At 66.8% G+C, this 24,321-nt stretch carries 17 protein-coding genes; 14 read left to right on the top strand and 3 right to left on the bottom strand.

The window, feature by feature from the left end:
• Positions 1 to 20: 20 nt before the first annotated feature.
• Genes tssE through ACAM55_RS23435 form a run of 10 tightly spaced genes read left to right on the top strand, consistent with a single transcriptional unit; the run spans position 21 to position 13,932 of the window.
• Positions 21 to 548, top strand: a complete 528-nt coding sequence (tssE, locus tag ACAM55_RS23480) for a type VI secretion system baseplate subunit TssE (protein WP_369656466.1) — start codon at positions 21 to 23, stop codon at positions 546 to 548.
• Positions 549 to 2,420 (top strand): type VI secretion system baseplate subunit TssF, encoded by a 1,872-nt coding sequence (gene tssF / locus ACAM55_RS23475; protein ID WP_369653826.1) that lies wholly within the window; start codon positions 549 to 551, stop codon positions 2,418 to 2,420.
• On the top strand, positions 2,417 to 3,565 hold the full coding sequence (tssG, locus tag ACAM55_RS23470; protein WP_369653825.1) for a type VI secretion system baseplate subunit TssG: 1,149 nt from the start codon (positions 2,417 to 2,419) through the stop codon (positions 3,563 to 3,565). The genes tssF and tssG overlap by 4 nt, the downstream gene beginning before the upstream one ends.
• Positions 3,562 to 6,303 (top strand): type VI secretion system ATPase TssH, encoded by a 2,742-nt coding sequence (tssH, locus tag ACAM55_RS23465; RefSeq protein ID WP_369653824.1) that lies wholly within the window; start codon positions 3,562 to 3,564, stop codon positions 6,301 to 6,303. The genes tssG and tssH overlap by 4 nt, the downstream gene beginning before the upstream one ends.
• A 20-nt stretch (positions 6,304 to 6,323) precedes the next feature.
• Positions 6,324 to 8,708: a type VI secretion system Vgr family protein gene (locus ACAM55_RS23460; RefSeq protein WP_369653823.1), complete on the top strand. Its 2,385-nt coding sequence runs from the start codon at positions 6,324 to 6,326 to the stop codon at positions 8,706 to 8,708.
• Between the two features lie 40 nt (positions 8,709 to 8,748).
• On the top strand, positions 8,749 to 9,138 hold the full coding sequence (locus tag ACAM55_RS23455) for a hypothetical protein (RefSeq protein WP_369653822.1): 390 nt from the start codon (positions 8,749 to 8,751) through the stop codon (positions 9,136 to 9,138).
• 55 nt (positions 9,139 to 9,193) lie between these two features.
• A complete protein-coding gene (locus tag ACAM55_RS23450; protein ID WP_369653821.1) occupies positions 9,194 to 11,782 on the top strand; it encodes a DUF2169 domain-containing protein in 2,589 nt (862 codons plus the stop codon).
• Positions 11,779 to 12,828, top strand: coding sequence for a pentapeptide repeat-containing protein (locus tag ACAM55_RS23445; protein ID WP_369653820.1), 1,050 nt, complete (start codon positions 11,779 to 11,781; stop codon positions 12,826 to 12,828). The genes ACAM55_RS23450 and ACAM55_RS23445 overlap by 4 nt, the downstream gene beginning before the upstream one ends.
• A 47-nt stretch (positions 12,829 to 12,875) precedes the next feature.
• Positions 12,876 to 13,535: a DUF3540 domain-containing protein gene (locus tag ACAM55_RS23440; protein WP_369653819.1), complete on the top strand. Its 660-nt coding sequence runs from the start codon at positions 12,876 to 12,878 to the stop codon at positions 13,533 to 13,535.
• Between the two features lie 16 nt (positions 13,536 to 13,551).
• Positions 13,552 to 13,932 carry a DUF4150 domain-containing protein gene (locus ACAM55_RS23435; protein WP_369653818.1) on the top strand — a complete coding sequence of 127 codons (381 nt, stop codon included), beginning with the start codon at positions 13,552 to 13,554 and terminating at the stop codon, positions 13,930 to 13,932.
• Between the two features lie 9 nt (positions 13,933 to 13,941).
• On the opposite strand, the gene ACAM55_RS23430 is transcribed toward ACAM55_RS23435, so the two are convergent.
• The 3 genes from ACAM55_RS23430 to ACAM55_RS23420 are packed head-to-tail and all read right to left on the bottom strand — an operon-like array spanning position 13,942 to position 17,036.
• A complete protein-coding gene (locus ACAM55_RS23430) occupies positions 13,942 to 14,754 on the bottom strand; it encodes a PP2C family serine/threonine-protein phosphatase (protein WP_369653817.1) in 813 nt (270 codons plus the stop codon).
• Positions 14,747 to 16,678, bottom strand: a complete 1,932-nt coding sequence (gene tagH, locus ACAM55_RS23425) for a type VI secretion system-associated FHA domain protein TagH (RefSeq protein ID WP_369653816.1) — start codon at positions 16,676 to 16,678, stop codon at positions 14,747 to 14,749. Before tagH ends, ACAM55_RS23430 begins: the two co-directional genes overlap by 8 nt.
• 46 nt (positions 16,679 to 16,724) lie before the next feature.
• Entirely contained in the window at positions 16,725 to 17,036 is a 312-nt protein-coding gene (locus ACAM55_RS23420; RefSeq protein ID WP_254787528.1) for a TssQ family T6SS-associated lipoprotein, read from the bottom strand.
• Positions 17,037 to 17,260: 224 nt separating this feature from the next.
• Between ACAM55_RS23420 and tssJ the strand changes: the two genes are divergently transcribed.
• From tssJ to tssM, 4 genes are all read left to right on the top strand, one after another.
• Entirely contained in the window at positions 17,261 to 17,776 is a 516-nt protein-coding gene (tssJ, locus tag ACAM55_RS23415) for a type VI secretion system lipoprotein TssJ (RefSeq protein ID WP_369653815.1), read from the top strand.
• Positions 17,777 to 18,023: 247 nt separating this feature from the next.
• A complete protein-coding gene (gene tssK / locus ACAM55_RS23410; protein ID WP_369656465.1) occupies positions 18,024 to 19,319 on the top strand; it encodes a type VI secretion system baseplate subunit TssK in 1,296 nt (431 codons plus the stop codon).
• An 8-nt stretch (positions 19,320 to 19,327) separates the two neighbouring features.
• Positions 19,328 to 20,686 carry a DotU family type VI secretion system protein gene (locus ACAM55_RS23405; RefSeq protein ID WP_369653814.1) on the top strand — a complete coding sequence of 453 codons (1,359 nt, stop codon included), beginning with the start codon at positions 19,328 to 19,330 and terminating at the stop codon, positions 20,684 to 20,686.
• The gene (gene tssM, locus ACAM55_RS23400; RefSeq protein WP_369653813.1) at positions 20,686 to 24,321 is read left to right on the top strand and encodes a type VI secretion system membrane subunit TssM; all 3,636 of its coding nucleotides are present in this window, start codon (positions 20,686 to 20,688) and stop codon (positions 24,319 to 24,321) included. The genes ACAM55_RS23405 and tssM overlap by 1 nt, the downstream gene beginning before the upstream one ends.

The following is a 24,321-nucleotide window of genomic DNA, read 5'->3' as shown; positions in this document are numbered from 1 at the left end:
TGCCCGCCAGCCGCCCGACCATGGAGGTCGACGGCGACCAGCAAGAAAGCGTTGCACGCGACCGCCTGCAGCCGGTGCTGCTCGACCGCCTGACCGACAAGCAGCCGCAAAGCCGCCAGGAGCGCGCGGGGGCGTTCCTTATGAGCGGCAAGCTGCTGCGCGATTCGGTGCTGCGCGATTTGCAGTGGCTGCTCAACACCACCAACTTCGGCGCCGGCCACACCATCAACGCCATGCCGCGCGCGCGGCGCTCGGTCGTCAACTACGGCGTACGCGGCTGGGCCGGCGGGCGCATGTCGGAGGTCGACTTCGCGGATGTGGAGGCGGCCATTCGCACCTCCATCATCGATTTCGAACCGCGCATCATGAAGGACAGCATCGACGTGCGCTGCGTCACCGATGCCACCGACCTGGAGCACCACAACCTGCTCGCGCTCGAGATCCGCGGGACGCTGTGGTCGGTGCCCTATCCCATCGAGTTCATCCTGCGTTCCGAGCTCGACCTCGAAAGCGGCCACATGGTCCTTCGCCCGACAGGGGGGCTCTGAATGGACGCCAGGCTGCTGGACTATTACAACCGCGAGCTCACCTACATGCACGAGCTCGGTGCCGAGTTCGCGCAGCGCTACCCGAAGATCGCGGGCCGGCTGGGCATGCGCGGCATCGAGGTCAGCGACCCCTACGTGGAGCGCCTGCTCGAAGGCTTCAGCTTTCTCACGGCGCGCATCCAGCTCAAGATGGACGCGGAGTTTCCGCGTTTCTCGCAGCGCCTGCTGGAGGTGGTGTACCCGAACTTTCTCGCGCCGCTGCCGGCCATGGCCGTGGTGCAGATCGACGGCAACCTCAACGAAGGTTCGCTGAAGGCCGGCTACGAACTGCCGCGCCACACCATCCTGCGCGGCCGCATGATCAAGGGCGAGCAGACGGCCTGCGAATTTCGCACCGGGCATGCGGTCACGCTGTGGCCCGTCAAGATCACCGAGGCGGGCATCGGTCCCGTGCCCGCCGAGATCGCGCATGCGATGCCGGCCGTTGCGCGGCAGGCCAAGAGCGCGATCACCATCAAGCTCGAAGCCGTGGGCGGCGCCAGGTTTGCGGACATGCCCCTCGACCGGCTCGAATTCTTTCTTTCGGGCGCCGAGCTCCATGCGTTGCGCGTGCTCGAACTGGCGGTGCACCACAGCGTGGGCACCGTGTGCCGCAACGGCCCCGGCAGCACTGCGCGCATCGTGCCGCTCGGCGATGAGGCGATTCGCCACGAAGGCTTCGACCCCGAGCAAGCGCTGCTGCCCTACGACGCGCGTTCGTTCCAGGGCTACCGGCTGCTGCACGAATACTTCGCTTTTCCCGACCGCTACCTGTTCTTCAGCGTGAAGAACCTGCGCGCGGCGGCCGCGGCCATGGGCGGCACCACGATGGAAATCGTGATCCTGCTCGACCGTGCCGAGAGCGATCTGGAGCGGCTCGTCGATGCGCGGCATTTCTCGCTCTTCTGCACGCCCATCATCAACCTGGTGCCGCGCCGCAGCGACCGCATTCCGGTCGGGCCCGGACAGCACGAGCATCATGCGGTGATCGACCGCACGCGTCCGCGCGACTTCGAAATCTTCACCGTCGAGCGCGTCACGGGCCACATGAGCAGCGGCTCGGAAGAGCGCGAGTTCAGGCCGTTCCTGGGGTCGTTCGCGGCCGACGACGGCGACTTCGGTTCTTACTTCTCTCTGCGCCGCGAGCCGCGCCTGGTGTCCGACCGTGCGCGCGCGCAGGGCACCCGCACCAGCTACACCGGCAGCGAGGTGTATGTGTCGCTGGTCGACCAGCACGACGCCCCCTTTCCGCACAGCCTGCGGCACATCACGATCGATGCGCTGTGCACCAACCGCGACCTGCCGCTCTTGCTGCCCACCGGGCTGGAGTCTGATTTCACCTTGCGCGTGTCGGCGCCCGTGCGCGCCGTGCGCATCTTGCGCGGGCCGTCGCGGCCGTATCCCGCGTTGGCGGAAGGCGCGCTCACCTGGCGCCTCATCAGCCATCTGGGGCTCAACTACCTCAGCCTGACCGACGTCGACGCGGCGCAGGGTGCCGCCGCGCTGCGCGAGATGCTCGACCTGTACGGCAACCTGGCCGACCCGGCGGTGCGCCGGCAGATCCAGGGTGTGCGCTCGATGGCGCTGGCGCCCGTGTTCCGCCGCCTGCCCGAACCCGGGCCCATCGTCTTCGGGCGCGGCGTGGAAATTGCGCTGAAGATCGACGAGGTCGCCTTCTCGGGTTCGAGCCCCTATCTTTTCGGTGCCGTGCTGGAGCAGTTCTTCAGCCGGCATGTGTCGCTCAACGCGTTCACCGAATTCGCGCTCTCCAGCCTGCAGCGCGGAGAAATCGCACGCTGGATGCCGCGCATCGGACGCCGCCCCGCCGTATGAGTGCAGTCGATGTCACCGGCGATTCGCCGGCGCTGCAAGCGGTGCCGGATGTGCCGGCCGCCATCACGGCCTCTGCGCGGCGCGGCGCTTCCGAGGCCGACCCGGTCTTGTGGGCCGGCCTGATCGACCAGCCTTTCGAGCATGACCTGTTCATGCTGCTGCGCCGGCTCGATGCGCAGGGCGGCCACCCGCTGCTGGGCCGCGCGCCGCGCCCCCTCGACGAGCCGCTGCGCCTCGGACAGGAGCCCTCGATGGCGTTTGCGCCGTCGAACGTTTCCGGCGTCGATGTCGACGGCGACGGACCGCCGCGCATCTCGATCTACGGCTTCGGCCTGTTCGGCCCCAACGGGCCGCTGCCGTTGCACCTGACCGAGTACGCGCGCGAGCGCAAGCGGCACCACAGCGACGACACGCTGAGCGCATTCGCCGACCTGTTTCATCACCGGTTGATCCTGCTGTTCTATCGGGCCTGGGCCGACGCGCAGTCGGTCAACAGCCTGGACCGCCCCGACGGCCACCGCTTCGTCGACTACGTGGCCAGCCTCATGAACATGGGGCAGCCGGGCCTCAAGGAGCGCGACCGCATCGCGGACCATGCGCGCACCTTCATGGCCGGGCACCTGGTGCGCCAGACGCGCAACCCCGAGGGCCTGATCCAGATCCTCAGGCTGTACTTCGACGTGCCCGTGCGCATCGAGGAGTTCGTGAGCGATTGGGTGATGATCGACGAGCGGCAGGTGAGCCGCATCGGCCTCTTCGGGCGCAACCACCAATTGGGCGGTGGCGCCACCATCGGCCTGGCCGTGCGCGATGCGCAGAGCAAGTTCCGCCTCGAGCTGGGGCCGCTCTCGCAAGGCGAGTTCCGCGAGTTCCTGCCGGGCAGCAAGCGGCTCCAGCAGGTGGTCGACTGGGTGCGCCAGTACGTCGGCATCGAGTTTGCCTGGGAGCTCCGGATCGTCCTCAGGAAGCAGGAAGCCCGCGGCATGCAACTGGGCAGCGATCACCGCCTGGGCTGGGGCAGCTGGCTCGGCACGCGCCTCTCGGACACCGACGCCGGCGACATGGTGTTCCAGCCCGAAGCATTGTTTTCCCGTTCCGCATCGGCAGCTTCCGTGGCGGATGAAGTTTCTTCCATGGCCTTATGACCGATATTCGCCGCGTCTCACTTTTCTCGAAATTGAACCCGATGCTCTACAAGGCATTGGAGACTGCCACTGCGTTCGCCAAGCTGCGCGGCAATGCCTATGTAGAGCTGGTGCACTGGTTGCACCAGATCCTGCAATTGCAGGACAGCGACCTGTTGCGCATCGTCAAGCGCGCGGGCCTCAACATCGATGCGGTCGAACAGGACCTGGTGCGCGCGCTCGACCGCCTGCCGCACGGCGCCACCTCGATCAGCGACATCTCCGAGCATGTCGACAACGCCGTCGAACGCGCCTGGGTCTATGCCAGCCTGCGCTTCGAGGCCACCTCGATCCGCGGCGCCTACCTGCTCGCGGGCATCGTGAAGACGCCGGGGCTGCGGCAAGTGCTCTCGGGCATCTCGCGCGAGTTCGACAAGATCGTGCCCGACGTTCTCATCGCCCAGCTTCCTGCGTGGACCGAAGGGTCACCCGAGGACGATTTCGACGCCGCGCCGCAGGGCCATGCAGGCGGCGGCCACGCGCCCGCCGCGGCGCATCAGGGCGATGGTGCTGCCGCGGGCGGCTCCGCGCTGGCCAAGTATGCGAGCGACCTGACGGCCAAGGCGCGCGCAGGCGAGCTCGATCCGGTCTACGGTCGCGACGACGAGATCCGCCAGATCATCGACATTCTGATGCGGCGGCGGCAGAACAATCCGCTGCTCACCGGCGAGGCGGGCGTGGGCAAGACGGCCGTGGTCGAGGGCCTGGCTTCTCGGCTCGCGGCGGGCGACGTGCCGCCATCGCTCAAGGACGTGTCGCTGTGGGTGCTCGACCCCACGCTGCTGCAGGCCGGCGCGGGCGTGAAAGGCGAGTTCGAGCAACGCCTGCGCCAGGTGATCGACGAGGTCGAGAAGAGTCCCAAGCCCATCGTGCTGTTCGTCGACGAGGTGCACACGCTGGTGGGGGCGGGTGGCACCGCCGGCACGGGCGATGCGGCCAACCTGCTGAAGCCGGCGCTCGCGCGCGGCCGGCTGCGCACCATCGGCGCCACCACCTGGTCGGAGTACAAGAAGTACATCGAGAAAGACCCGGCGCTCACACGGCGCTTCCAGACCATCCAGGTGCACGAGCCGACGGAGCCCAAAGCCGTGGTCATGCTGCGCGGCATTTCGGCCGAACTGGAAAAACACCACGGCGTGCTCATCCTCGATGCCGCACTCGAAGCGGCCGTGAGCCTGTCGCACCGCTACATTCCCGCGCGTCAGCTGCCCGACAAGGCCGTGAGCCTGCTCGACACGGCATGCGCGCGCGTGGCCCTGAGCCAGCATGCGCTGCCCGCCGCCATCGAAGACCTGCAGCGCCGCATCGAGGTGCTGGGCATCGAGTCGGGCATTGCCGGGCGCGAGGCTGCAATCGGCGTGGGTGAGCACCAGCGTGTGGAAGACATTGCGGCCCAGGTGGCCGCGGCGCAGGACGAACTCGACCTGCTGGAAAAGCGGCGCGTGGAAGAAGCTGCGCTGGTCGAGCGCATCGTCGCGCTGCGCAAGCGGCTGTCGCCCGCGGCCGTGCCCGCGCAAACCGAGGCGAAGGACGACGGCGACGAAAGGGCGGCAGGAGCGGCGCCGTCCGCCATCGATACCGAGCCGGCCGAGCCGGAGCGAACGCCCGAAGAGATTCGCGCCGAACTCAACGAGGCGCAAGACAAGCTCGCGCAGCTGCAGGGTGAATCGCCGCTCATCCTCGCCGCCGTCGATGCGCAGGCCATTGCCACCGTGGTGGCCGACTGGACCGGCATTCCCATCGGCCGCATGGTGCGCGACGACGCGCAATCGGTGCTGCGCCTCGGCGAGATTCTCTCGGCCCGCGTGGTGGCCCAGCCCGATGCGCTGGAGACCATCTCGCGGCGCATCCGCACCGCGCGCGCGCGGCTCGACAACCCGAACAAGCCGGTGGGTGTGTTCCTGCTCTGCGGCCCTTCGGGTGTCGGCAAGACGGAGACCGCGCTCGCGCTGTCCGAAGCGCTCTATGGTGGCGAGCAGAACCTCGTCACCATCAACATGAGCGAGTTCCAGGAGTCGCACACCGTCTCCACGCTCAAGGGTGCGCCGCCCGGCTACGTGGGCTACGGCGAGGGCGGCGTGCTGACCGAGGCGGTGCGCCGCCGGCCCTACAGCGTGGTGCTGCTCGACGAGATCGAGAAGGCACACACCGACGTGCACGAGATCTTCTTCCAGGTGTTCGACAAGGGCTGGATGGAAGACGGCGAAGGCCGCCACATCGACTTTCGCAACACCGTGATCATCATGACCTCCAACGTCGGCACCGACCTGGTCATGCAGCTGTGCGAAGACCCGACCCTGCGCCCCGACCCCGAACCGCTGGCGGCCGCACTGCGCGAACCGCTGCTCAAGGTGTTCGCACCGGCGCTGCTGGGCCGGCTGGTTGTAGTGCCTTATTACCCGTTGCAAGCCGATGCGTTGCATCGCATCATTCGCCTTCAGCTCGACCGTATCGCCGCTCGCCTCGAGGCGAACCACGGCATTGCCCTGGACTACGACGACAGCGCAGTCGACCTGGTGGCGCGCCGTTGTACCGCCATCGAGTCGGGCGGACGAATGATCGACGCGATCCTCACGCACACCATTCTTCCGCGGCTGAGCGAAGAGGTCATCGGCGCCACCGTCAGCGCGCGCAAGCTTGCCGGCGTGCGATTGCGCGCGGCGGGCGACGACTTTCACTACGAATTTTCTGAACGCTGAGCGAAGAAAGGGAGCAAGCCATGGCCACCAGAGTCGTCAAAGCCCACACCCCACTGGCAGAAGACCAGTTGATGTTCCGCTCGATGCACGGCACCGAGGGGTTGTCGCAGCTCTTCGAGTTCGAGGTGGATCTGGTGAGCCCGAGCGTGTCGCTCGACATGAAGTCGGTGCTGGGCAAGCCGCTCTCGCTCGAAATACTGACGGCCGGCGAGCCGCGTTTCCTCAATGGGCAGATCGTCCGCTTCACGATGGTCGGCAAGGAGGGGGGCACTTCGCGCTACGTGCTGTACCGCGCCACCGTGCGGCCCTGGCTCTGGTACCTGACGCGCACCAGCGATTGCAAGATCTTCCAGAACAAGTCGGTCGTGGACATCCTCGAGGAGGTGTTCGCCGACTACAACTTTGCGTTCGAGAAGAAGCTGAGCGGAACCTACCGCCAGTGGGAGTACTGCGTGCAGTACCAGGAAACCGATTTCGCCTTCGTGAGCCGGTTGATGGAGCACGAGGGCATCTACTACTACTTCAAGCACGACAAGAACCAGCACACGCTGGTGCTCGCCGATGACATTGGCGCACACGACACCCTGCCGGCCTATCCGAAGATCAGCTATCTCGCGGCCGACCGCGACCCGGACCCGTTCCAGGAGGTGATCGACCAGTGGCAGGTGACCGAGGAAATCCGCCCCGGCACCTACGTGGTGGACGACTACGACTTCAAGAAGTCGAAGGCCGACCTCATGGGCATGCGCAGCCAGCCGCGTGGAAATCCTCATGACACCTATGAAATCTACGAATGGCTGGGCGGCTTCAGCGAGGCCGAGCAGGGCGAGCACTACTCGCGCATCCGGCTCGAAGAGGCGCAGTCGCAGGCCGAGCGCGACATCGGCCATTGCAGCGTGCGCGGAATGGCGCCGGGCTATCGCTTCACCATGCAGAACTGTCCGCGGCAGGACGACAACCGCGAATACCTGATCGTCTCGGTGTCCTACGCGCTGCGCGAAGGCGGCTACGAGAGCGGCGCGCCCGACAGCCACTACAGCTTCAGCTTCGCGGTGCAGCCGACCTCCTACGCATTCCGCCCGCCGCGCGTGACGCCGATGACCCGGACCAACGGGCCCCAGACCGCCACCGTGGTGGGCAAAGCGGGCCAGGAGTATTGGGTCGACCAGTACGGCCGGGTGAAGGTGCAGTTCCGCTGGGACCGCTACGGCAAGAGCGACGAGAACAGCTCCTGCTGGGTGCGCGTTTCCAGTGCCTGGGCCGGCTCGAACTACGGCGCCGTCAATCATCCGCGCAAGGGCCAGGAGGTGATCGTCGATTTCATCGGCGGCCATCCCGACCGCCCGATCATCATCGGCCGCGTCTACAACTCCGACCAGATGCCGCCGCTGGAACTGCCGGCGAAAGTCACTGTGAGCGGTTTCGTGAGCCGCAGCCAGGACGGCACCCCGGCGAATGCCAACGAGTTCATCCTGGACGATGCGCCGGGCTGCGAGCTCGTGCGGATCCATGCCGAGAAGGATTTCGAAATCGACGTGGAAGCGGACGAGCGCGACACCATCGCCGGCGATCGGACGACCACGATCACCGGAAACGACACGCTGACCGTCGGAAAGGCGCGCACCACGACCGTCAAGGCGGGTCTGGACCATGCGATGTACCAGACCGGCTCGAAGCTGGAGGTGTCGGGCGGGCTGACGGAGCACTTCTTCAACGACAGGATCGAGATCACGACCAAGGGCGGTGCCAAGGAAACTGTCGAGACCGGCACCTCCGAAGTCATCGTGACGGCCGGACAGCGGCACGAGACTTTCAAGAGCGGATTCCTGGTCGAGGTCGAAGGTGGCATGGAGGAAAAAGTCAAGGGCGAGTCCAAGCTCACGGCGGAGGATTCGCTGCGCACGGAAAGGTACAAGTCAGGCTGGGACCGGGAGATCACCGGCACAGGGGTCGACCACATCACATCGACGCTCACCGAAACCATCGATGGCACGCACACATCGACCGTGACGGGCGGCGACTACGTGGGCAAGGCGAAGAGCGTGTACATCGAATCGACGTCGGGCAACGTGGAGATCACGGCCAAAGGCGACGTGATCATCGAGGGCGAGCACGTCAAGCGCATCAACCGGGCAAGCATCTGGGACTCGGCGCCAACGCGCTTCACGAGCTCGGGCCTGAACGTCGGGGCCAACATCGCGCTCACCAGCAGCTCGGGCGTCGCCAACTTCAACAACGGAATCCAGATATCGACCAATGGCGCCAAGGGCGAACTGTTCGGTATCGCCTATGCCTTCGGCCTGTACACGACCACGCAGACGATCGCCCATACGGGCAATGCCGGCTATGACGTCAACATGGGCGGTGTGCTGCTGTACTTCAAGATGCTGACGGGCATTGCCTGATGGTCCCTTGCCCGTCGTACCGACTTCCCGCCTGACGGCCATGGCTTCGAGCAATTTCTGGTACTTCCTCATCCCGCTGGCCGCGCTGGTCGTGGTGGTGTCCGGCGCGTTTGGCATTCTCAAGCTGCAAAAGGCATCGAATGCCAAGGCAGCGGGCGCCGATCGCGCCGCGCATGTGCTGCGTGTCGGCTTGCCGACGACCGCCAAGGTGCTGGACAGCACCGATACCAGGACACGCATCGACCGCATCTACATACTCACCCGCCTGCGCCTGCATGTCGATGCAGTGGGAGGGTTGCCGGATTTCGAGGCGGAGCTCACGGTGCCCCTGTCGCCAGTGAAGATGCCGCAGTTCGCACCGGGCCGCACGGTCCAGGTCAAGGTGGACCCAGCCACGCGCGACATCGCCATCGACGAGCCGAGGCAATGAAGATCCCGCAGATCCTGTCCGCCGCCGAGCCATCGTCAAAGGGCAGCAGCGCGCCATGAAAACGGTCAAGCCCTTTCGTCTCAGCACATTGACGCGTCCCTACCGTTGGCAGGGGCGTGACACGCTGGGCGTTTCGGTGCTCGGGCTGGTCAGTCTGGAGGCGCAACCGATGCTGCTGCCCGAGCAGGAGCTCTGGCAGCTGGCGGCCGAGGAGATCGGGCCCGGCAACGTATTGGATCTGGGGATTCCGAAGCTGCTGCCTGAAATGCTCGTGAGCGGCCATGCGTACACCGCCCACCAGCAAGAAAAGACAATCTGCGCCGTCAAGGTTCGGCTTGCCGAAAGGGAGAAGGCGCTGACCGTATCCGGCGACCGTTTCTGGCTCGACGGCCGCGCCACCGCGCCGCAGCCGTTCGACAGCATGCGACTCGACTGGGCGCATGCGTACGGCGGTCCGGACGTTCCAGAGAACCCGCAGGGAATGGGCCGGGTCGACGAAATGGTCAACGGGGTGCCCGTGCGGCGTGTGCCCAACGTGGAGGCGCCGGATGCACGCATGGCCTCTCGCGGTCAGCACGTCCGCCCCGCCAGCATGGGCGCGATTCCACCGGACTGGCCCCAGCGCATGCGACTGCTGGGCACCGCATATGGACAGCAGTGGCTGCAGGAGCAGTACCCGGGCTTCGCCGACGACATGGACTGGCGGTTCTTCAATGCCGCCCCGCCCGACCAGCGCTGGCCCGATGTGGGCGAACTGCCGGCAGGCGCCGGCTATGAAATCTGGAACATGCATCCCGCCGAGCCGGTGCTGCGCGGCGCCTTGCCGCGCTGGCGGGCACGGTGTTTCGCGAGTTGGCAAAAGGACGGCGGCGACTTGCAGGAAGCGCCGCTGCGCCTGACCACCGCATGGTTCTTCCCCCATGTGCGGCGCGCGATTCTGATCTGGCATGGAAGCTTCGCGATTGCCGAAGACGATGCGGCCGATGTGAAGCATCTCATGCCGGCGCTCGAACTGGAGGCCGAGTCGAGGCCCTTCTCGCATTACGAGGCGGTGCTGCGGCTGCGCCTGGCCCCCGAGACTGCGATTCACGCAGTGCGCGACAGCGACCTCGTACCCAAGGCCGTCATGGGCGCGTGGGCGGCAGACCAGATGCCCGACGTGGCGAATCGTCCCATGGTGCGCAACCAGCGGGCCGGCCAGCTCCGCGACTACGAAACGCGGCGCGCAAAGCTGGAAAGCGAAGGGCTCGATCCCGCGAAGTTTCTGCCGCCCCCGGTACTGCTCGAGGGCACGCTGCAACTGGAGGATCTGCCGGAATACAGTGCGCGGGCCGAGCAGAAAATCACGCAGGCCCGCGACGAGCTCAAGGCCCGCAGCGAAAAGGCGATGGCGGAATTGGGCGTCGAAGGCGCCGATCTCGCCGACGCGGCAGGGCGTCGCCGCTTCGATCCCGACCAGATGATCGAGGAGCTGGCCCGGATCGAGGAGTTCGGGCGGCAGGGCCGGCCCGAGGGCGTCGAGGAGGCGGCCCAGGCGGCGCTGGCCCGCGAGCGCATGGCCTCGCAGATTCGCCAGGGGCATCTCTATACGGCCCATCTGCTCGATCCGGCCCCGGCGATGACCACCTTCCGCGCTGCCAAGCTGCGCCGGCGCCTGGGTGCCGCCGAGCCGGGGCAGCGCCGGTTCGCAGGCGCGAATCTCACAGGCGCCGATTTGTCGGACATGGATCTGAGCGGTGCCGATTTTTCGGGCGCGAATCTCGAGGATGCCAACCTTGCCGGCGCACGCCTGGATGGCTGCGACTTCACCCGGGCCGTGCTCGCGCGCGCCCGGCTGCAGCGTGCGACGCTCACCAACGCGCGGCTCGACCACGCGAATCTCGGGGGCGCGCAATGCGACGGCGCGAACTTCAGCGGTGCGAGCCTGCGCCATGCGAACTGCCACAAGACGGTCTTTCGCGCCTGCGTGCTGGCCGGTGTGGAGTTCGAGGCAACCAACACCCACGAAAGCGTCTGGCAGCAATGCGACTTGCGGCGTTCCCGCTGGCAGCAGGTCGCGATGATGAAGATGACGCTGGAAGATGTCTCTTTCGACGAAGCGCACTTCCGGCAGATGGGATGGATCGAATGCACGCTCAAAGGCGTGTCCTTCGCACATGCCACCCTGGCCAGTTGCGGCTTTGTTGCAATCAGCGGGCCGGAGGGTCTCGATTTCACGGGCGCCACCTTCACCGCCTGCAGTTTCTCGAGCGACAGCACGCTGGCCGGCGCGGTGTTTCGCGACGCGGTCTTCAAGCATTGCGGTCTGCGCGGCGTGACGCTGACGGGCGCGGATCTCAGCGGCGCGCGGCTCGAGGGGTGCGACTTTTCCAGCTGCGATCTGCGTCGCGCGCGGCTCGATCGGCTGGACGGCGGTGAAAGCCTCTTCGTGCGCACCGACTTCTCGCAAGCCTCGCTGATCGGTGCGAACTTGATCGATGCCAATCTTTCCAAGGCGGATCTGCGCATGGCGGACTTCCACAACGCGAACCTGTTCCGCGCAGACGTGTCGCAAGCCGTGATCGATGGTTCGACGCGGCTGGACAGTGCCTATACCCACAACGCCAAGGTGTTGCCTGCCCGGCGCACCGAGACGACTCGATGACGCGTGACGAACTGCTGGACAACATTCACCATGGTGTGGCTGTGACCGATCTGGACTGCAGGGGCTGGGACCTGCGTGGACTCGACCTTTCGGGGGCGATGTTCGAGCGCGTGGATTTCAGCGGCGCACAGCTTGCGGGCTGCAGCCTGGAAGACGGCACCCTGTCCAACTGCGCATTCGTGCGCAGCGACCTGAGCCATGCGCGGCTCAAGGACGCGCGCTTCTTCCGAAGCCGCCTCGAGGCGGCGCGCCTCGATCACGCGTTGGTGCAGGACGCCTCATTCATGGAGTCGGCCCTCGACGAAGCCGTATTTGCAGGCGCGAGCCTGGAGCGGGTGGCATTCTTCAAATGCCGGATGTCGCAGATGAACCTGCGCACCCACCGGTGCGATCGCGTCACGGTGGGCGAATCCCAGGTCGATGGGCTGGACTGCACAGGGGCATCGCTGACATTCGCGACCTTCTTCCGGATGGATCTTCGCCAGGTGGAACTGGGTGGCGCGCGGTGCGAGAGCTCGACGTTCATGGAGTGCGATCTCACGGGCCAGCGTCTCGCGGGGCAGGAGTTCGTGCTCTGCCAGTTCACCGACAGCCGCATGGACGGCGTGGATTTCAGCGGCGCGGTGCTGACCCAGAGCAATTTCAAGGGGGCGCTGCTGCGCAAGGCGAACTTCTCCGGCGTCGATGCGTGCCACACCCTTTTTCCCGAAGCCGACATGAGCGACGCGAACTGCAGCGGCGGGCGCTTCGATCAATCGATCTGGGTCGACGCAAGAATCGAACGCGTCGACTTCGGCGAAGCACGGCTGCCGCTGAGCGTGTTTCATCGCGCACGCTGCAGCGGCGCAAATTTCCATGGCGCCGCGCTGCAGGACGCCGACTTTTCCCATGCGGAGCTCGTGGACGCCGACATGCGCGGCGCACACTTTCTTCGCACGCGCTTCCACCGCGCGATGCAGCAGGGGGCTCGTTTCTCGGGACGCGGCGGCATCATCGAGAACGATCCGGACCTGTTCAAAGCCCAGGCATGGAGCGACGCCCATTGAAGCGCCGCCCTGTGCAATGCCAACCCACGTCGAAAAGGAAATAGATCATGAACGTCGTTTCACTGCGTGCAGCCCCGAACGAACCGACTCCGGTCCATTTCATGGGGCGGCTCTCCACGCTGATGCCGGACGGGCGGATCGCCGTCGAGGACGAGCAGGGTGCGGTGCGGCTGTGCCGTCGCGCTGCCAGCTGTCTGCTCAGGCCCGGTGTCGGGGACCTTGTGCTGGTATCGGGCCCGGACAGTACCAGGGCCTATTTGATTGCGGTGATCGAACAGGCCGATGGGGCGGTAAGCCACATCGACTCGGCCGGGGAACTGAAGCTGGGCGGCCAGGCCGGCGTATCCATCGAGAGCGCTGGAGACGTTCGCATCCAGAGCGGCGCCACGCTGGAAATGAAGAGTCTTCACTGGGGCCTGCGAGCCGGCCAGGCGCGCTGCCACGTCGACGAGATGCGCTATACGAGCCAGGCGGTCGATGCGACGGTGGGGCGTTTTCGCCTCGTCGGGAAGGTGTTCGAGGTCGTGGCAGATCGCATCGTCCAGATGGCGCGCAATGCGCTGCGGCTGGTGGACGAGATCGACCAGGTTCGCGTGGGCCATCTGGACTGCAAGGCCACCGAAACGATACGGATTCATGGCAACCACACCGTGGTAACCGGCAAGGACCTCGTCAAGGTCGATGCCGCGCAAATCCACATGGGCTGACAGGGGAGTTCAAGCGATGTTTGCCAATTGCCAGCTGATGGGAATGGACCTGGCCTTTCCGGACGTGTGCAGGACACCCGTTCCCATTCCGTTTCCAAACATGGCCCTGGGCCCCATGGCCATACCCAACGCCTGGAACATCCTGTTCATGGCGATGCCGGCCCACAACATGGCCACCACCACGCCCATCACCCTGGGCGATCAACCTGGAGTGCTGGGGGGCGTGGTGTCGCAGACCTTCATGCAGCAGTCACGCCATATCACCGGTGCGTTCACCGTGCTCCTCAAGGGAACACCCGCGACGCGCGTGACAAGCATCACCGTGCAAAACCGCTGCAACATCGTCGGCATGCGGATCGTGCCGAGCCAGTTCAAGGTATTGATCCTCGCGGCCTGACTGCTCGCCCTATGCGGCAATGCGCACCGTTGCCGTACCCGCGAGCGTCACCTGCTGTGGAAACCCCACCCACACCGCCAGCGCCGAGTAGTTGTCGCGCGACTCGTCGGCCTTGGCTTCGGCCGCGCGGCGCAGCAGCGCGAGCCATTCCTCGGCGCTGTCCGCGAGCTGCAGCGAGCGTTCCATCACCTGCTGCGAGATGAGCTGCCACAGGCCGTCGGTGCACAGCAGGAAGGCATCGCCGTCGGCGAGGCGCTGCGGCGTCGACACCGTGGTCTCCGCCGTGGCCCTGGCGCCGAGCGCGCGGTACAGCAGGTTGGTCTTCACCAGGCGTTCGCCGCCGTTGGCACCGTTGCCCAAGGCGGCCTCGCCCGAGCGCTCGGACAGGCTGTGGTCTTCGGTGCGCTGCATCAGTGCGCCGCGGCGGAACCAGTAGAGGCGGCTGTCGCCCACATGGGCCCAGCAGGCCTCGCCGCTGGTGCGGTCGACAAAAAGCGAGACGATGGTCGCGCTCATCCGGCTCTGGTCGGCGAGCTCGCGCTGCTTGGCAAGGATGGCGTCGTTGGCGGCCTTCACGGCCTGCTGGATGTCGTGCTGCGCCACCGACGGGTTGTCGACGAAGGTGTTGAGCGCGGTATCGACCGCGATGCGCGCGGCCAGCTCGCCGCCCGCGTTGCCGCCGACGCCGTCGCTCACGACGAAGCAGGCGTTGTATTCGTCGAGGTGATAGCCGATGGCATCCTGGTTGCCGCTGCGCTCGCCCACGCAGGAGAACTGAGAAGTCGAAATGGGGACCGCGAAAGCACGGGTGGTTTCAAGCACGGCGTGCCTCCTTCAGTCGCTCCATCTCCTTGTCGTAGGCCTGCTGGAACGCTCGGCCGAAGACGGCCTGGAAATCGTCCTCGACCGCCGCCGTCGTTTCCGCATGCAGCTTCTGGAGCTGGCGCCACAAACGCGCCTCGCGGCCGCCGGGCAGCAGCTTCTCGCCCAATCCGCCATCGTGCGGCGTGGCGGTGTTCAGCGCCGCGGGATCGAAGCGCTTCAGCACCGTGAGCAGCGCCGCGCGCATGCCGGCCACCATGCCGAGCTGGTGCGATTGCAGGTCGCCGAGCGCATCGTGCACGGCGGCCTCGGGCGCAAGGAAGCCGGGCATGCGCGCCCCGAACATCTGCATCAGCACGGCGCGTCCGTTGGGAAGTATCTTGAAGGGGTTGTTTTCCTCGTCGACGATCATCGTGATCTCGGCGCGCACTTCGCGCTTGAGCATGGCGCGCGACGAGAGCAGTTCGATGGTGCCGTCGGTGAACGCGCGCATGAGCCGGCCGAGCCGGCGCATGGCCTCGGCGTCCAGCGGCTGCTGGCCGGCCACGTCGGGAACGCCGGCGCCTTCGAGAAAAGCCTTGAAGAGTTCGTCCGACGAGGCATTCGACGATGGCGATGCAAGTGGAACCGCGGCGGCACGCGGCGGGGTCGCCGCAGGCTTGGGCTCCGGTGCGGCCGGTTCAGGCGCCGTGGCCTTCGCAGGCGGCGCAGTCTCCATGCGAACGGCCGTAGCCGCCGCCGAAGCAGGAGGGGTCACGGGCTCGGCAGGCGATGCTGCTGGTGGCGACAGTACAGGCGCCGGAGGTGAAGCAGCCACCTCTGCCATCACCGGCTTCGCAACAGCCGGCGGATCGAAGGCCACCGGGGTCGGCGGCCTGAACTGAGCGGACATTTCGCGCGCATGGTTCGAATGGCTGTGCCCCTGCGGCGCGGCCGGCTTGGCCAGCAGGTCGAGCGCCGGATGCACATCGCTGAGCGGGTCTTCGTGGGTCAGCGCGGTCGGGCGCGGATCGGAAAGCGGCGAGGGCGCGTTGCTGTCGGCGGCAAAGAAAGAGAGCGGGTCCACGCCACGCTTCAGCGCCACGTCGGACATGTCGTCGGCTGCCCGCGGGTTCAGTTCTGCCAGCGGATCGACCGGATTCCTGCGCGCCTGCGATGGAAGCTCGAATGGCTCGTGCGCCATCGGGTCGGGCATGGGTTCGGCCGCACTCTGTTCGCGGCGCGGCGCGTTCGCGAGGATGGCGTCCCAATCGGCGGCGGAGGGAATCTGCGATGCAGCCGAACGAACGCTGGCCCGCGATGGCGATGGCGATGGCGTTGGCGACGGCACCGATGCCGCCGCCGGTGCTGGCGGCGGAGCGAACACAGGCATCGCAGCGGGTGGCGGTTCCGACGCCGGCGGCGGCATGGCCACGGTGGCAGGCTGTGCATCGCCGATGGGCAGCGCGCCTGCGCCGAAGAGATCGGAGAACACATCGGACACCGGCGCGGCCGGCAGCAACGCATCCATGGACGTTGGTGCCATCGCATTCGCGGGTGCGGGAACATCGCGCACGGGTGCGATGGGCGGTGGTGCCGTGGCTGGCATCGGCGTTGCGGCCGCAGGGCGATGCCCGCCTGCCGCTTCCAGCACGTAGCTTCCGATGGTCACTCGGTCGCCATCGGCCACCGGCGATTCCTGCTCGTGCTGCAGCGTGCGTCCGTTGACGCCGATGGGAAGCACCGCGCTCATGTTGCGCAGCACCGCCACACCCTTGTCGTCGAAGCGCACGGTGGCCTGCAGGCGCGAGATCTGGCGCTGCTCGTCGGGCAGCACCAGGTGGTTGTCGGGGCTGCGTCCGATCGTTCCGCCGGGCGCCGCGAGAAGCGCCGAGGGCCCCGAGGCCACCGGCCTGCCGGCATGTTCGATCACCGTCCAACGCATGGCATCTCCGTGTTCATGTCGAGCCGCGGCTCACCGCTTGCGGCATTCAACGCTTCATTCGCTTGGCTGCCTCGAACGCCGGGCCCCAGACCGGGTGCTTGCGCTCGGCAACGCTCAGGTCGAAGTTGGGAAAGGCATCGAGAAGCTTGCGAAATTGCGCGCGGCATTCGGGCACCTGATTGGCCACGCAATAGCTGAACGCCTCGAGCTTCATGGCGTCGAGCCGCGTGCCCGGCTCTGCCGCGTCGAATACCGACACGCCGCCGCTCTTGAGCGTGGTGACGGCCTTGGCGTAGTCGCCTTCGTCATAGGCCTGCTGCGCGCGTTCGAGCGTGGTGCGCGCCACTTGCTGGCTCAATCGTTCGGGTTGCGGTGGCTCGGGCGGGGGCGTGGTGGTGCAACCAGCCACCAGAAATAACGTGAACGCCAAAGCAGGCAGACATGACTTCAATCTTCTCTCCTACCTCGCGAAAGGCAATGCTTGAGATAGTGTGCCGCTGTCATTGCGACAGGCACACGATGCGACGCGGTTCGTGCGCACGACTTCGATAATATAGGCCGCGAACCTCTGAGGAAGATCTCATGCATCGACGAACCTTGCTTCAAGGCGCACTTGCAACCGCACCGTTGTTTGGCGGCCTCAGTGGATGCGCATCGACAGCGAAGTCATTGCCCACACCTTACGCCGTCACCATTCGCATCGACGATGGCGTCAACCCCGACGGACGCGGCCAGCCGGCGCCGATTCTCGTCAAGGTCTTCGAACTGAAATCCTCCGGTAACTTCGAGACGGCAGACTACTTTGCACTACAGGACCGCGATCGCGAAACGCTTTCGACGGAACTCGTGAATGCCGACCAGGCCATCATGCGCAGCGGCGAAGAGCGCGTCTTCAAGCGAGAGGCGGGGCTCGATTCGCGCGCCATCGGCATCATCGCCGGCTACCGCAAGCTCGAGGCCTCTCGCTGGCGCATCGTGCTGCCGCTGAAGGAACCGAAGCAAACCAACCTGTACAAGGTGTGGCAGTTTTCGCCGAGCGAACAAGCCGTGCGGATCGCCATTCGAAAAACAGGCATCGAGTTACTACCAACTCGTTAATTTGCATACTTTGGGTAGTGCGAAAGTGCGAGAAATTCGCACGTGAAATACGGTGCAAAACGTAAGAAGCGCCGTGTAGCATCAAGAGAAAAAAATCGATCAATCGGGAGACGTCGAAAGACGCATCTCGCCGCTTCAGTGTGGGCACTCCCCAGGAGGTTCTTTGGTGACAGTTCGCAATTCGGGCGCCGGCAGGCAGGGCGTCCATCCGCAGGCGTTGGCGAATCGCGTGGTGTGGTCCGAAGGCATGTACCTGCGGCCCCAGCATTTCCAGCAGCTGGAGCGCTATGTCGAGCAGTACGTCACGCGCCGCACCGCGGGCCTGCAAGGCGCCTACTGGGGATGGCTTCACCTGGACATCGACCGCGATGCCTACGCGCTGGGCCGCGTGTCGCTGCTCGGCGGCGCGGGCGTGCTGCCCGATGGCACGCCGTTCTCGTTCGGCGCGGAAGATGCGCCCCCGCCTTATGAAGTGCCAAGCGACCTGACCGACGAACTCATCGTGCTCGCGCTGCCGCTGCGCCGCACCGGCAGCGAAGAGATCATCTTCTCGGACGACGAAGGCTCGGCTGCGCGCTTTGGCGTGATCGAGCGCGAGGTGGCCGATGGCAACGCGGTGGCGCTTGGTCCCGCGGTGCTGCAGCTTGCGAAGCCGCGTTTGCGCCTGGCGCGCGCATCGTCGCTCACGGCCGAGTGGCAAGCGATTGGTGCGGTGCGCGTGATCGAGCGCCGCACCGACCACAAGCTGGTGATCGACGCCAACTACATTCCGCCGGTGCTCGATGCCTCGGCCCACGCCATGCTGCGCAGCATGATCGCCGAGCTGCACGGGCTGCTCACGCAGCGTTCGGAGGCGTTGGCCTCGCGCCTGTCGCAGCCCGGGCGCGGCGGCGTGAGCGAGGTCTCCGACTTTCTTCTGCTCGAACTCGTCAACCGCTATCTCGCAACGACCTGGCATGCCCAGCAGGCGGTGCAGGTGCACCCTGAAGAGCTGTTCGTCGACTGGCTCAAGCTCGCCTGCCATCTCGCCACCCACACCTCGCCCACGCGGCGGCCAGTGGTGTGGCCGGTGTACGACCACGACAACCTCAACGAGAGCATCCGCCCGCTGATGGAAGAGCTGCGGCGCTCGCTCTCGGCGGTGCTCGAGCAGAGCGCCATCGCCATCGAACTCGAAGAGCGCAGCCACGGCGTGCGCGTGGGCCGCATGCCCGATCCGGTGCTGGTGCGCAATGCGGGCTTCGTGCTGGCGGTGCATGCCGACCTGCCCGCGGACGCCATACAGCAGCGCTTTCCGACGCAGGTCAAGATCGGCTCGGTCGAGCGCATTCGCGACCTGGTGCAACTGCAGCTGCCCGGCGTGACGGTGCGGCCGCTGCCGGTGGCGCCGCGGCAGATTCCATACAACGCGGGCTATCACTATTTCGAACTCGACAAGAGCGGCGACATGTGGCGCCAGCTTGAGAAATCGGGCGGCGTTGCAATGCACCTGGCCGGCGACTTCCCGGGGCTGGCCATGGAGTTCTGGGCAATTCGTCCGTGAGGGACCCTATGAACGGTGTCAACGACATGGCCGTCGGTCCGGGAGGCTTTGTGCCGCCGAATCCGGGCGGCAGCGGCAACAGCGATCACGCGGGCGTGCCGCCGGCGTCGCGCGGCCTCGGCCAGCAACCCCAGTCATTCACCGCATGGCACGACGCACGGCGTCCGCATGCGGGCGACACGGCGTTGGCGGGCAACAACCCGCTCGTCGCCGCGGCCAACCCGCTGCTCGATCTGATTCCGCAGATCCGCGCCACCGGCCACCACGATGCGCCCGCGCAATTGCGCGAGCACCTGGTCGACGAGGTGAGGCGCTTCGAAACACGCGCGCAGCAAAGCGGCATCGCGCCCGAGGTGATCATCGGCGCGCGCTACTGCCTGTGCACCGCGGTCGATGAAGCGGCCGCGCTCACGCCCTGGGGCGGCAGCATCTGGTCGTCGCAGAGCCTGCTCGTGATGTTCCACAACGAAACCTGGGGCGGCGAGAAATTCTTCCAGCTGCTGTCGCGCCTGGTGCAGAACCCGCAGCAGCATCTGCAGCTGATCGAGCTCATCTATTTCTGCCTGGCGATGGGTTTCGAAGGGCGCTTCCGCGTCATCGACAACGGGCGCACGCAGCTCGAAACGCTCAAGCAGCGGCTGCTGCAGATCATCCGACAGGCGCGCGGTGAAATTGCCGTGCCGCTGTCGCCGCACTGGCAGGACGCGAGCGCACCGGTGCGCCGCACGCGCAACTGGCTGCCGCTGTGGGCCGTGGGCGCCGTGGCGGCGGTGCTGCTGGTGCTGGTGTTCGGGGTGCTCACGTTCAGCCTGGCCGGCCGCTCCGACGGTGCCTTCGCGGCCGTGAATGCGGTGCGCCTGCCACAGGCCGCACGCGCCGTGGCGCTGCCCGCGCCGCAGCCGCGGCTGCAGCGCTTTCTCGAACCCGAGATCCGCGACGGCCTGCTGACGGTGCGCGACGAGGCCGACCGCAGCGTGGTGGTGCTGCGCGGCGACGGCCTGTTCGCATCGGGCTCCGACCGCGTGCTCGACCGCTATGCGCCCGTGCTCGCGCGCGTGGCCGACGCGCTCAACTCCGTGGAAGGCAACGTGCTGGTCAGCGGCTTCAGCGATGACCAGCCGATCCGCAGCGTGCGCTTCCCGTCCAACTGGCAGCTCTCGCAGGCGCGCGCCGATGCGGTCAAGAAAATGATCGCCACGCGCGTCACACGGCCCGAGCGCCTGCGCGCCGAAGGGCGCGGCGACGCCGACCCCCTGGCGCCCAACGATTCGCCGGCCAACCGCGCGCGCAACCGGCGGGTCGAGGTGACGCTGCTGGTGGCACCCGTGGCCGGCGGCGCCGCAGCGCCGCAGGGAGGAACCCGCTGATGTTGCGCGCGATTTTCCGTTTTCTCGTGAGCCGCGACCTGTGGGTCTTTCTCGGGCTCTTGGCCGTCGCGTTCCTGATCTGGGTCATCGGTCCCGTCATCGCGGTGGGCCGCTACCGGCCGCTCGAAGGCGAGTTCGTCCGCATCGTCGTCATCGCGCTGATGTTCGCGGTCTGGATCGCGCGGGTGCTCTACCGCAAATGGCGCGAGCGGCGCCTCAATGCGCAGCTGCTCAACCAGCTGCGCACGCCGTCCGAGAAAGGGAAGGCCGCCAAGCCCGAGGACGCGCCCGAGATCAAGGAGCTGCAAAGCGGCTTCACCGATGCCACCGCCATCCTGAAGAACATGCGCTTCGGCGCGGGGGCCGACGGCAAGGCGGCGGGCCGCTTTGCGGTGTTCGACCGGCAGTACCTGTACCAGCTGCCCTGGTACATCTTCATCGGCGCGCCGGGCTCGGGCAAGACCACGGCGCTGGTCAACTCCGACCTCGACTTTCCGCTGGCCGACCAGCTCGGCAAGGCCGCGGTGCGCGGCATCGGCGGCACGCGCAACTGCGACTGGTGGTTCACCAACGAGGCGGTGCTGATCGACACCGCGGGGCGCTACACCACGCACGAGAGCAACCGTGAAACCGACGAGAGCGAGTGGAAGGGCTTTCTCGACCTCCTGAAGAAGTTCAGGCCGCGCCAGCCGATCAACGGCGCGATCCTCACCATCAGCATTGCCGATCTTCCGCTGGCCGACGACGCACAGCGGGCGCGCCACGCCATGGCGCTGCGCAAGCGGCTGCTCGAACTGCGCAACGGCCTGGGCATCAACTTTCCGGTGTACGTGCTGGTCACCAAGACCGACCTCCTGGCCGGTTTCAACGAGTACTTCGGCTCGCTGGGCCGCGCCGAGCGTTCGCAGGTCTGGGGCTTCACCTTTCCGATCGACGCCAACCCGGCGGACCCGGCCAAGGCCGATCTGCGCGAGCGCTTCCACCAGGAATACAAGCTGCTGCACCAGCGCCTGGACGAGCGCCTGCCCGAGCTGCTGGCGGCCGAGCCCGACCAGATGCGGCGCGCGCAGGCCTACCTGCTGCCGCAGCAGTTCGCGAGCTTCGAGGACATCCTCGGCACCTTCCTGGCCGACGTGTTCAGCCTCTCGAAGTTCGAGGTTGCGCCCATGCTGCGGGGCGTGTACTTCACGAGCGGCACGCAGGAGGGCACGGCCTTCGACCGCGTGATGGGCGCCATCAAGCGCTACCTGCAGGTCAACGCGCCGCCCGCGCCGCCGCCCGGCCCGGGCAAGAGCTACTTCCTCAAGGAGCTGCTGCAGCAGGTGATCTTCCGCGACGCGGGCGTGGCCGGCACCAACCTGCGCTGGTACCGGCGCAAGCGGGCCATCGACCTCGCGGGCTACAGCCTCATCGGTGTACTGTTGGTGGTGCTGCTGGGGGCCGGCATCAACAGCTGGCGCAACAACCGCGACTACGTGGCCGAGGTCGACAACAACGCCAAGGCCTTCAACAAGGCGGCGGCGCGCGGCGAGCTCCCGACGGTGGTCGATTCGAACAGCGACATCGCGACCTCCTTGCCGGTGCTCGACCGCCTGCGCGACCTGCCCAAGTCGAGCCAGTTCGACATCGGCGACCCGCCCGTCGGCTACCGTTTCGGGCTCTACCAGGGCGAGAAGCTCCAGGCCGCGACCGACGGCGTCTACCAGCGCGCGCTCGAGAGCGTGCTGCTGCCGCAAGCGGCGCAACGCGTGGAGCAGGCACTGCGCGAGGCCTCGAAGACCGATGCCGAATACAGCTACGAGGCGCTCAAGGCCTACCTCATGCTGTACGACGCGGAGCGCTACGACGCCGACTTCCTGCAGGCCTGGCTGCTCACCGACGTGGACCGCAAGATCGGCGCCGCGCTCACCCGCGAGCAGCGCGCCAAGCTCGAGACGCACCTGCAGGCGCTGTTCGCGGGGCGCGTGGTGACCTCGCCGTTCGCCAAGGACGACCGGCTCGTGACCGAGACGCGCGGCCGGCTGGCCGGCGTGCCGCTGGCGCAGCGCTCCTATGCGCGGCTGCGGCGCATCCTGCTGCAGACCAGCCCGCCCAACGCCTTCAGCATTGCGGAGGCGGCGGGGGCCGAGTCGGGGCTGGTCATCAAGCGCGCGAGCGGCAAGCCGCTGACCGACGGCATCCCGACGTTGTTCACCTACCGCGGCTACTGGGACATCTTCGACAAGCGCATGGCGGAAACCACGCTCGCGCTCGAGCAGGAAGACCGCTGGGTGCTGCAGATCCGCGCGCCGGGCATCACCGACATCACCTCGCGCGAGCTGCTGCTGCGCGAGGTGCGGCGGCTCTATCTCACCGACTACATCCGCATCTGGGACGAGTACCTGACCGACGTTCGACTGGCCGACAGCCGCTCGCTGCTGCAGAGCATCCAGATGACGCGCGTGCTCTCGACCTCGGAGTCGCCGATGTCGCGCCTCATTCGCGGCGCTGCGCGCGAGACCGACCTGCTGCGCAACCACGACGAAGCCGCGCGCAGCCTGCTCGACCAGGCGCAGAACCGCGTGGCCAGCACGCGCGAGCGCATCGAGCAGCTCATCGGCCAGCCCGACGGCAGCCAGCGCCGCAACACCGCGCCGGACCGGCCCGAGTCGCTGGTGGACAACCACTTTGCGCCGCTTCGCCGCATGGTGACTGCGCCCAAGGCCGGGGGGCAGGCGCCCATCGACGCCACGGCCGCGCTCATCAACGAGCTCTACACCTTCCTCACGGCCACCGACACGGCATTGCGCAGCGGCAACATCCCGCCTTCGAGCGATGCGGTGACCAAGGTGCAGGCCGAGGCGGGCCGCCTGCCGGTGCCGTTCCAGGGCATGCTGAACGACCTTTCGGCCACCGCGTCGTCCAAGGCCGCAGCGGTGACGCGGCAGAACATCGGGCAGAACGCGGCCGCCACCATCGGCCAGTTCTGCAGCCAGGCCATCGCGGGGCGCTATCCGTTCTCCCGCGGCTCCAACCGCGACGTGGCGGCCGGCGACTTTGCGCAGCTGTTCGCACCGGGCGGCATGATGGACGACTTCTTCCAGAAGAACCTGGCCTCGCAGGTCGACACCTCCGTCAACCCGTGGGCCTTCAAGCGCAGCGTCGACGGCAGCTCGCAGGGCCGCTCGGCCTACCTCGATTCGTTCCAGAAGGCGCAGGCGATCCGCGACGTGTTCTTCATGGGCATGGCGGGCGGGCGCACGCCGTCGTTCAGCATCGACATCCGGCCCGAGGACATGGATGCCGCCATCAGCCAGTTCACGCTCGACATCGACGGTCAGACGGTGCGCTATGCGCACGGCCCGCAGGCCCCCAGCACCGTCAAGTGGCCCGGTCCGCGCAACAGCAACCAGGTGCGGCTGCAGGTGACCACCGCCAACGGCACGCCGGCCGGCGGCATCGTGACCGAAGGGCCGTGGGCACTGCACCGGCTTTTCGACAAGGCCTCGGTCTCGGCAGGCAGCTCACCCGAGTCTTTCAACGCGACCTTCGACCTGCAGGGCAAGAAGGTGGTGCTGGCGGTGACTGCGAACAGCGTCTACAACCCGCTGCGCCTGTCCCAGATGAACGGCTTCTCTTGTCCTGGAAAGTCCTGA

The organism is Variovorax sp. V213 (assembly GCF_041154455.1).
Taxonomy (GTDB): domain Bacteria; phylum Pseudomonadota; class Gammaproteobacteria; order Burkholderiales; family Burkholderiaceae_C; genus Variovorax.
Note: the sequence above shows the minus strand (reverse complement) of the source record. Positions and strands in the feature narration are given on the sequence as shown.

Excerpts from the sequence above, each read along its gene's own strand:
- ACAM55_RS23405 (WP_369653814.1), top strand. The coding sequence starts at position 19,328 with ATGAACGGTGTCAACGACATGGCCGTCGGTCCGGGAGGCTTTGTGCCG.
- tssM (WP_369653813.1), top strand. The coding sequence starts at position 20,686 with ATGTTGCGCGCGATTTTCCGTTTTCTCGTGAGCCGCGACCTGTGGGTC.
- ACAM55_RS23445 (WP_369653820.1), top strand. The coding sequence starts at position 11,779 with ATGACGCGTGACGAACTGCTGGACAACATTCACCATGGTGTGGCTGTG.
- tssE (WP_369656466.1), top strand. The coding sequence starts at position 21 with ATGGAGGTCGACGGCGACCAGCAAGAAAGCGTTGCACGCGACCGCCTG.
- ACAM55_RS23450 (WP_369653821.1), top strand. The coding sequence starts at position 9,194 with ATGAAAACGGTCAAGCCCTTTCGTCTCAGCACATTGACGCGTCCCTAC.
- ACAM55_RS23440 (WP_369653819.1), top strand. The coding sequence starts at position 12,876 with ATGAACGTCGTTTCACTGCGTGCAGCCCCGAACGAACCGACTCCGGTC.
- ACAM55_RS23435 (WP_369653818.1), top strand. The coding sequence starts at position 13,552 with ATGTTTGCCAATTGCCAGCTGATGGGAATGGACCTGGCCTTTCCGGAC.
- tagH (WP_369653816.1), bottom strand. The coding sequence starts at position 16,678 with ATGCGTTGGACGGTGATCGAACATGCCGGCAGGCCGGTGGCCTCGGGG.
- ACAM55_RS23460 (WP_369653823.1), top strand. The coding sequence starts at position 6,324 with ATGGCCACCAGAGTCGTCAAAGCCCACACCCCACTGGCAGAAGACCAG.
- tssH (WP_369653824.1), top strand. The coding sequence starts at position 3,562 with ATGACCGATATTCGCCGCGTCTCACTTTTCTCGAAATTGAACCCGATG.
- tssG (WP_369653825.1), top strand. The coding sequence starts at position 2,417 with ATGAGTGCAGTCGATGTCACCGGCGATTCGCCGGCGCTGCAAGCGGTG.
- ACAM55_RS23455 (WP_369653822.1), top strand. The coding sequence starts at position 8,749 with ATGGCTTCGAGCAATTTCTGGTACTTCCTCATCCCGCTGGCCGCGCTG.
- tssJ (WP_369653815.1), top strand. The coding sequence starts at position 17,261 with ATGCATCGACGAACCTTGCTTCAAGGCGCACTTGCAACCGCACCGTTG.
- tssF (WP_369653826.1), top strand. The coding sequence starts at position 549 with ATGGACGCCAGGCTGCTGGACTATTACAACCGCGAGCTCACCTACATG.
- tssK (WP_369656465.1), top strand. The coding sequence starts at position 18,024 with ATGTACCTGCGGCCCCAGCATTTCCAGCAGCTGGAGCGCTATGTCGAG.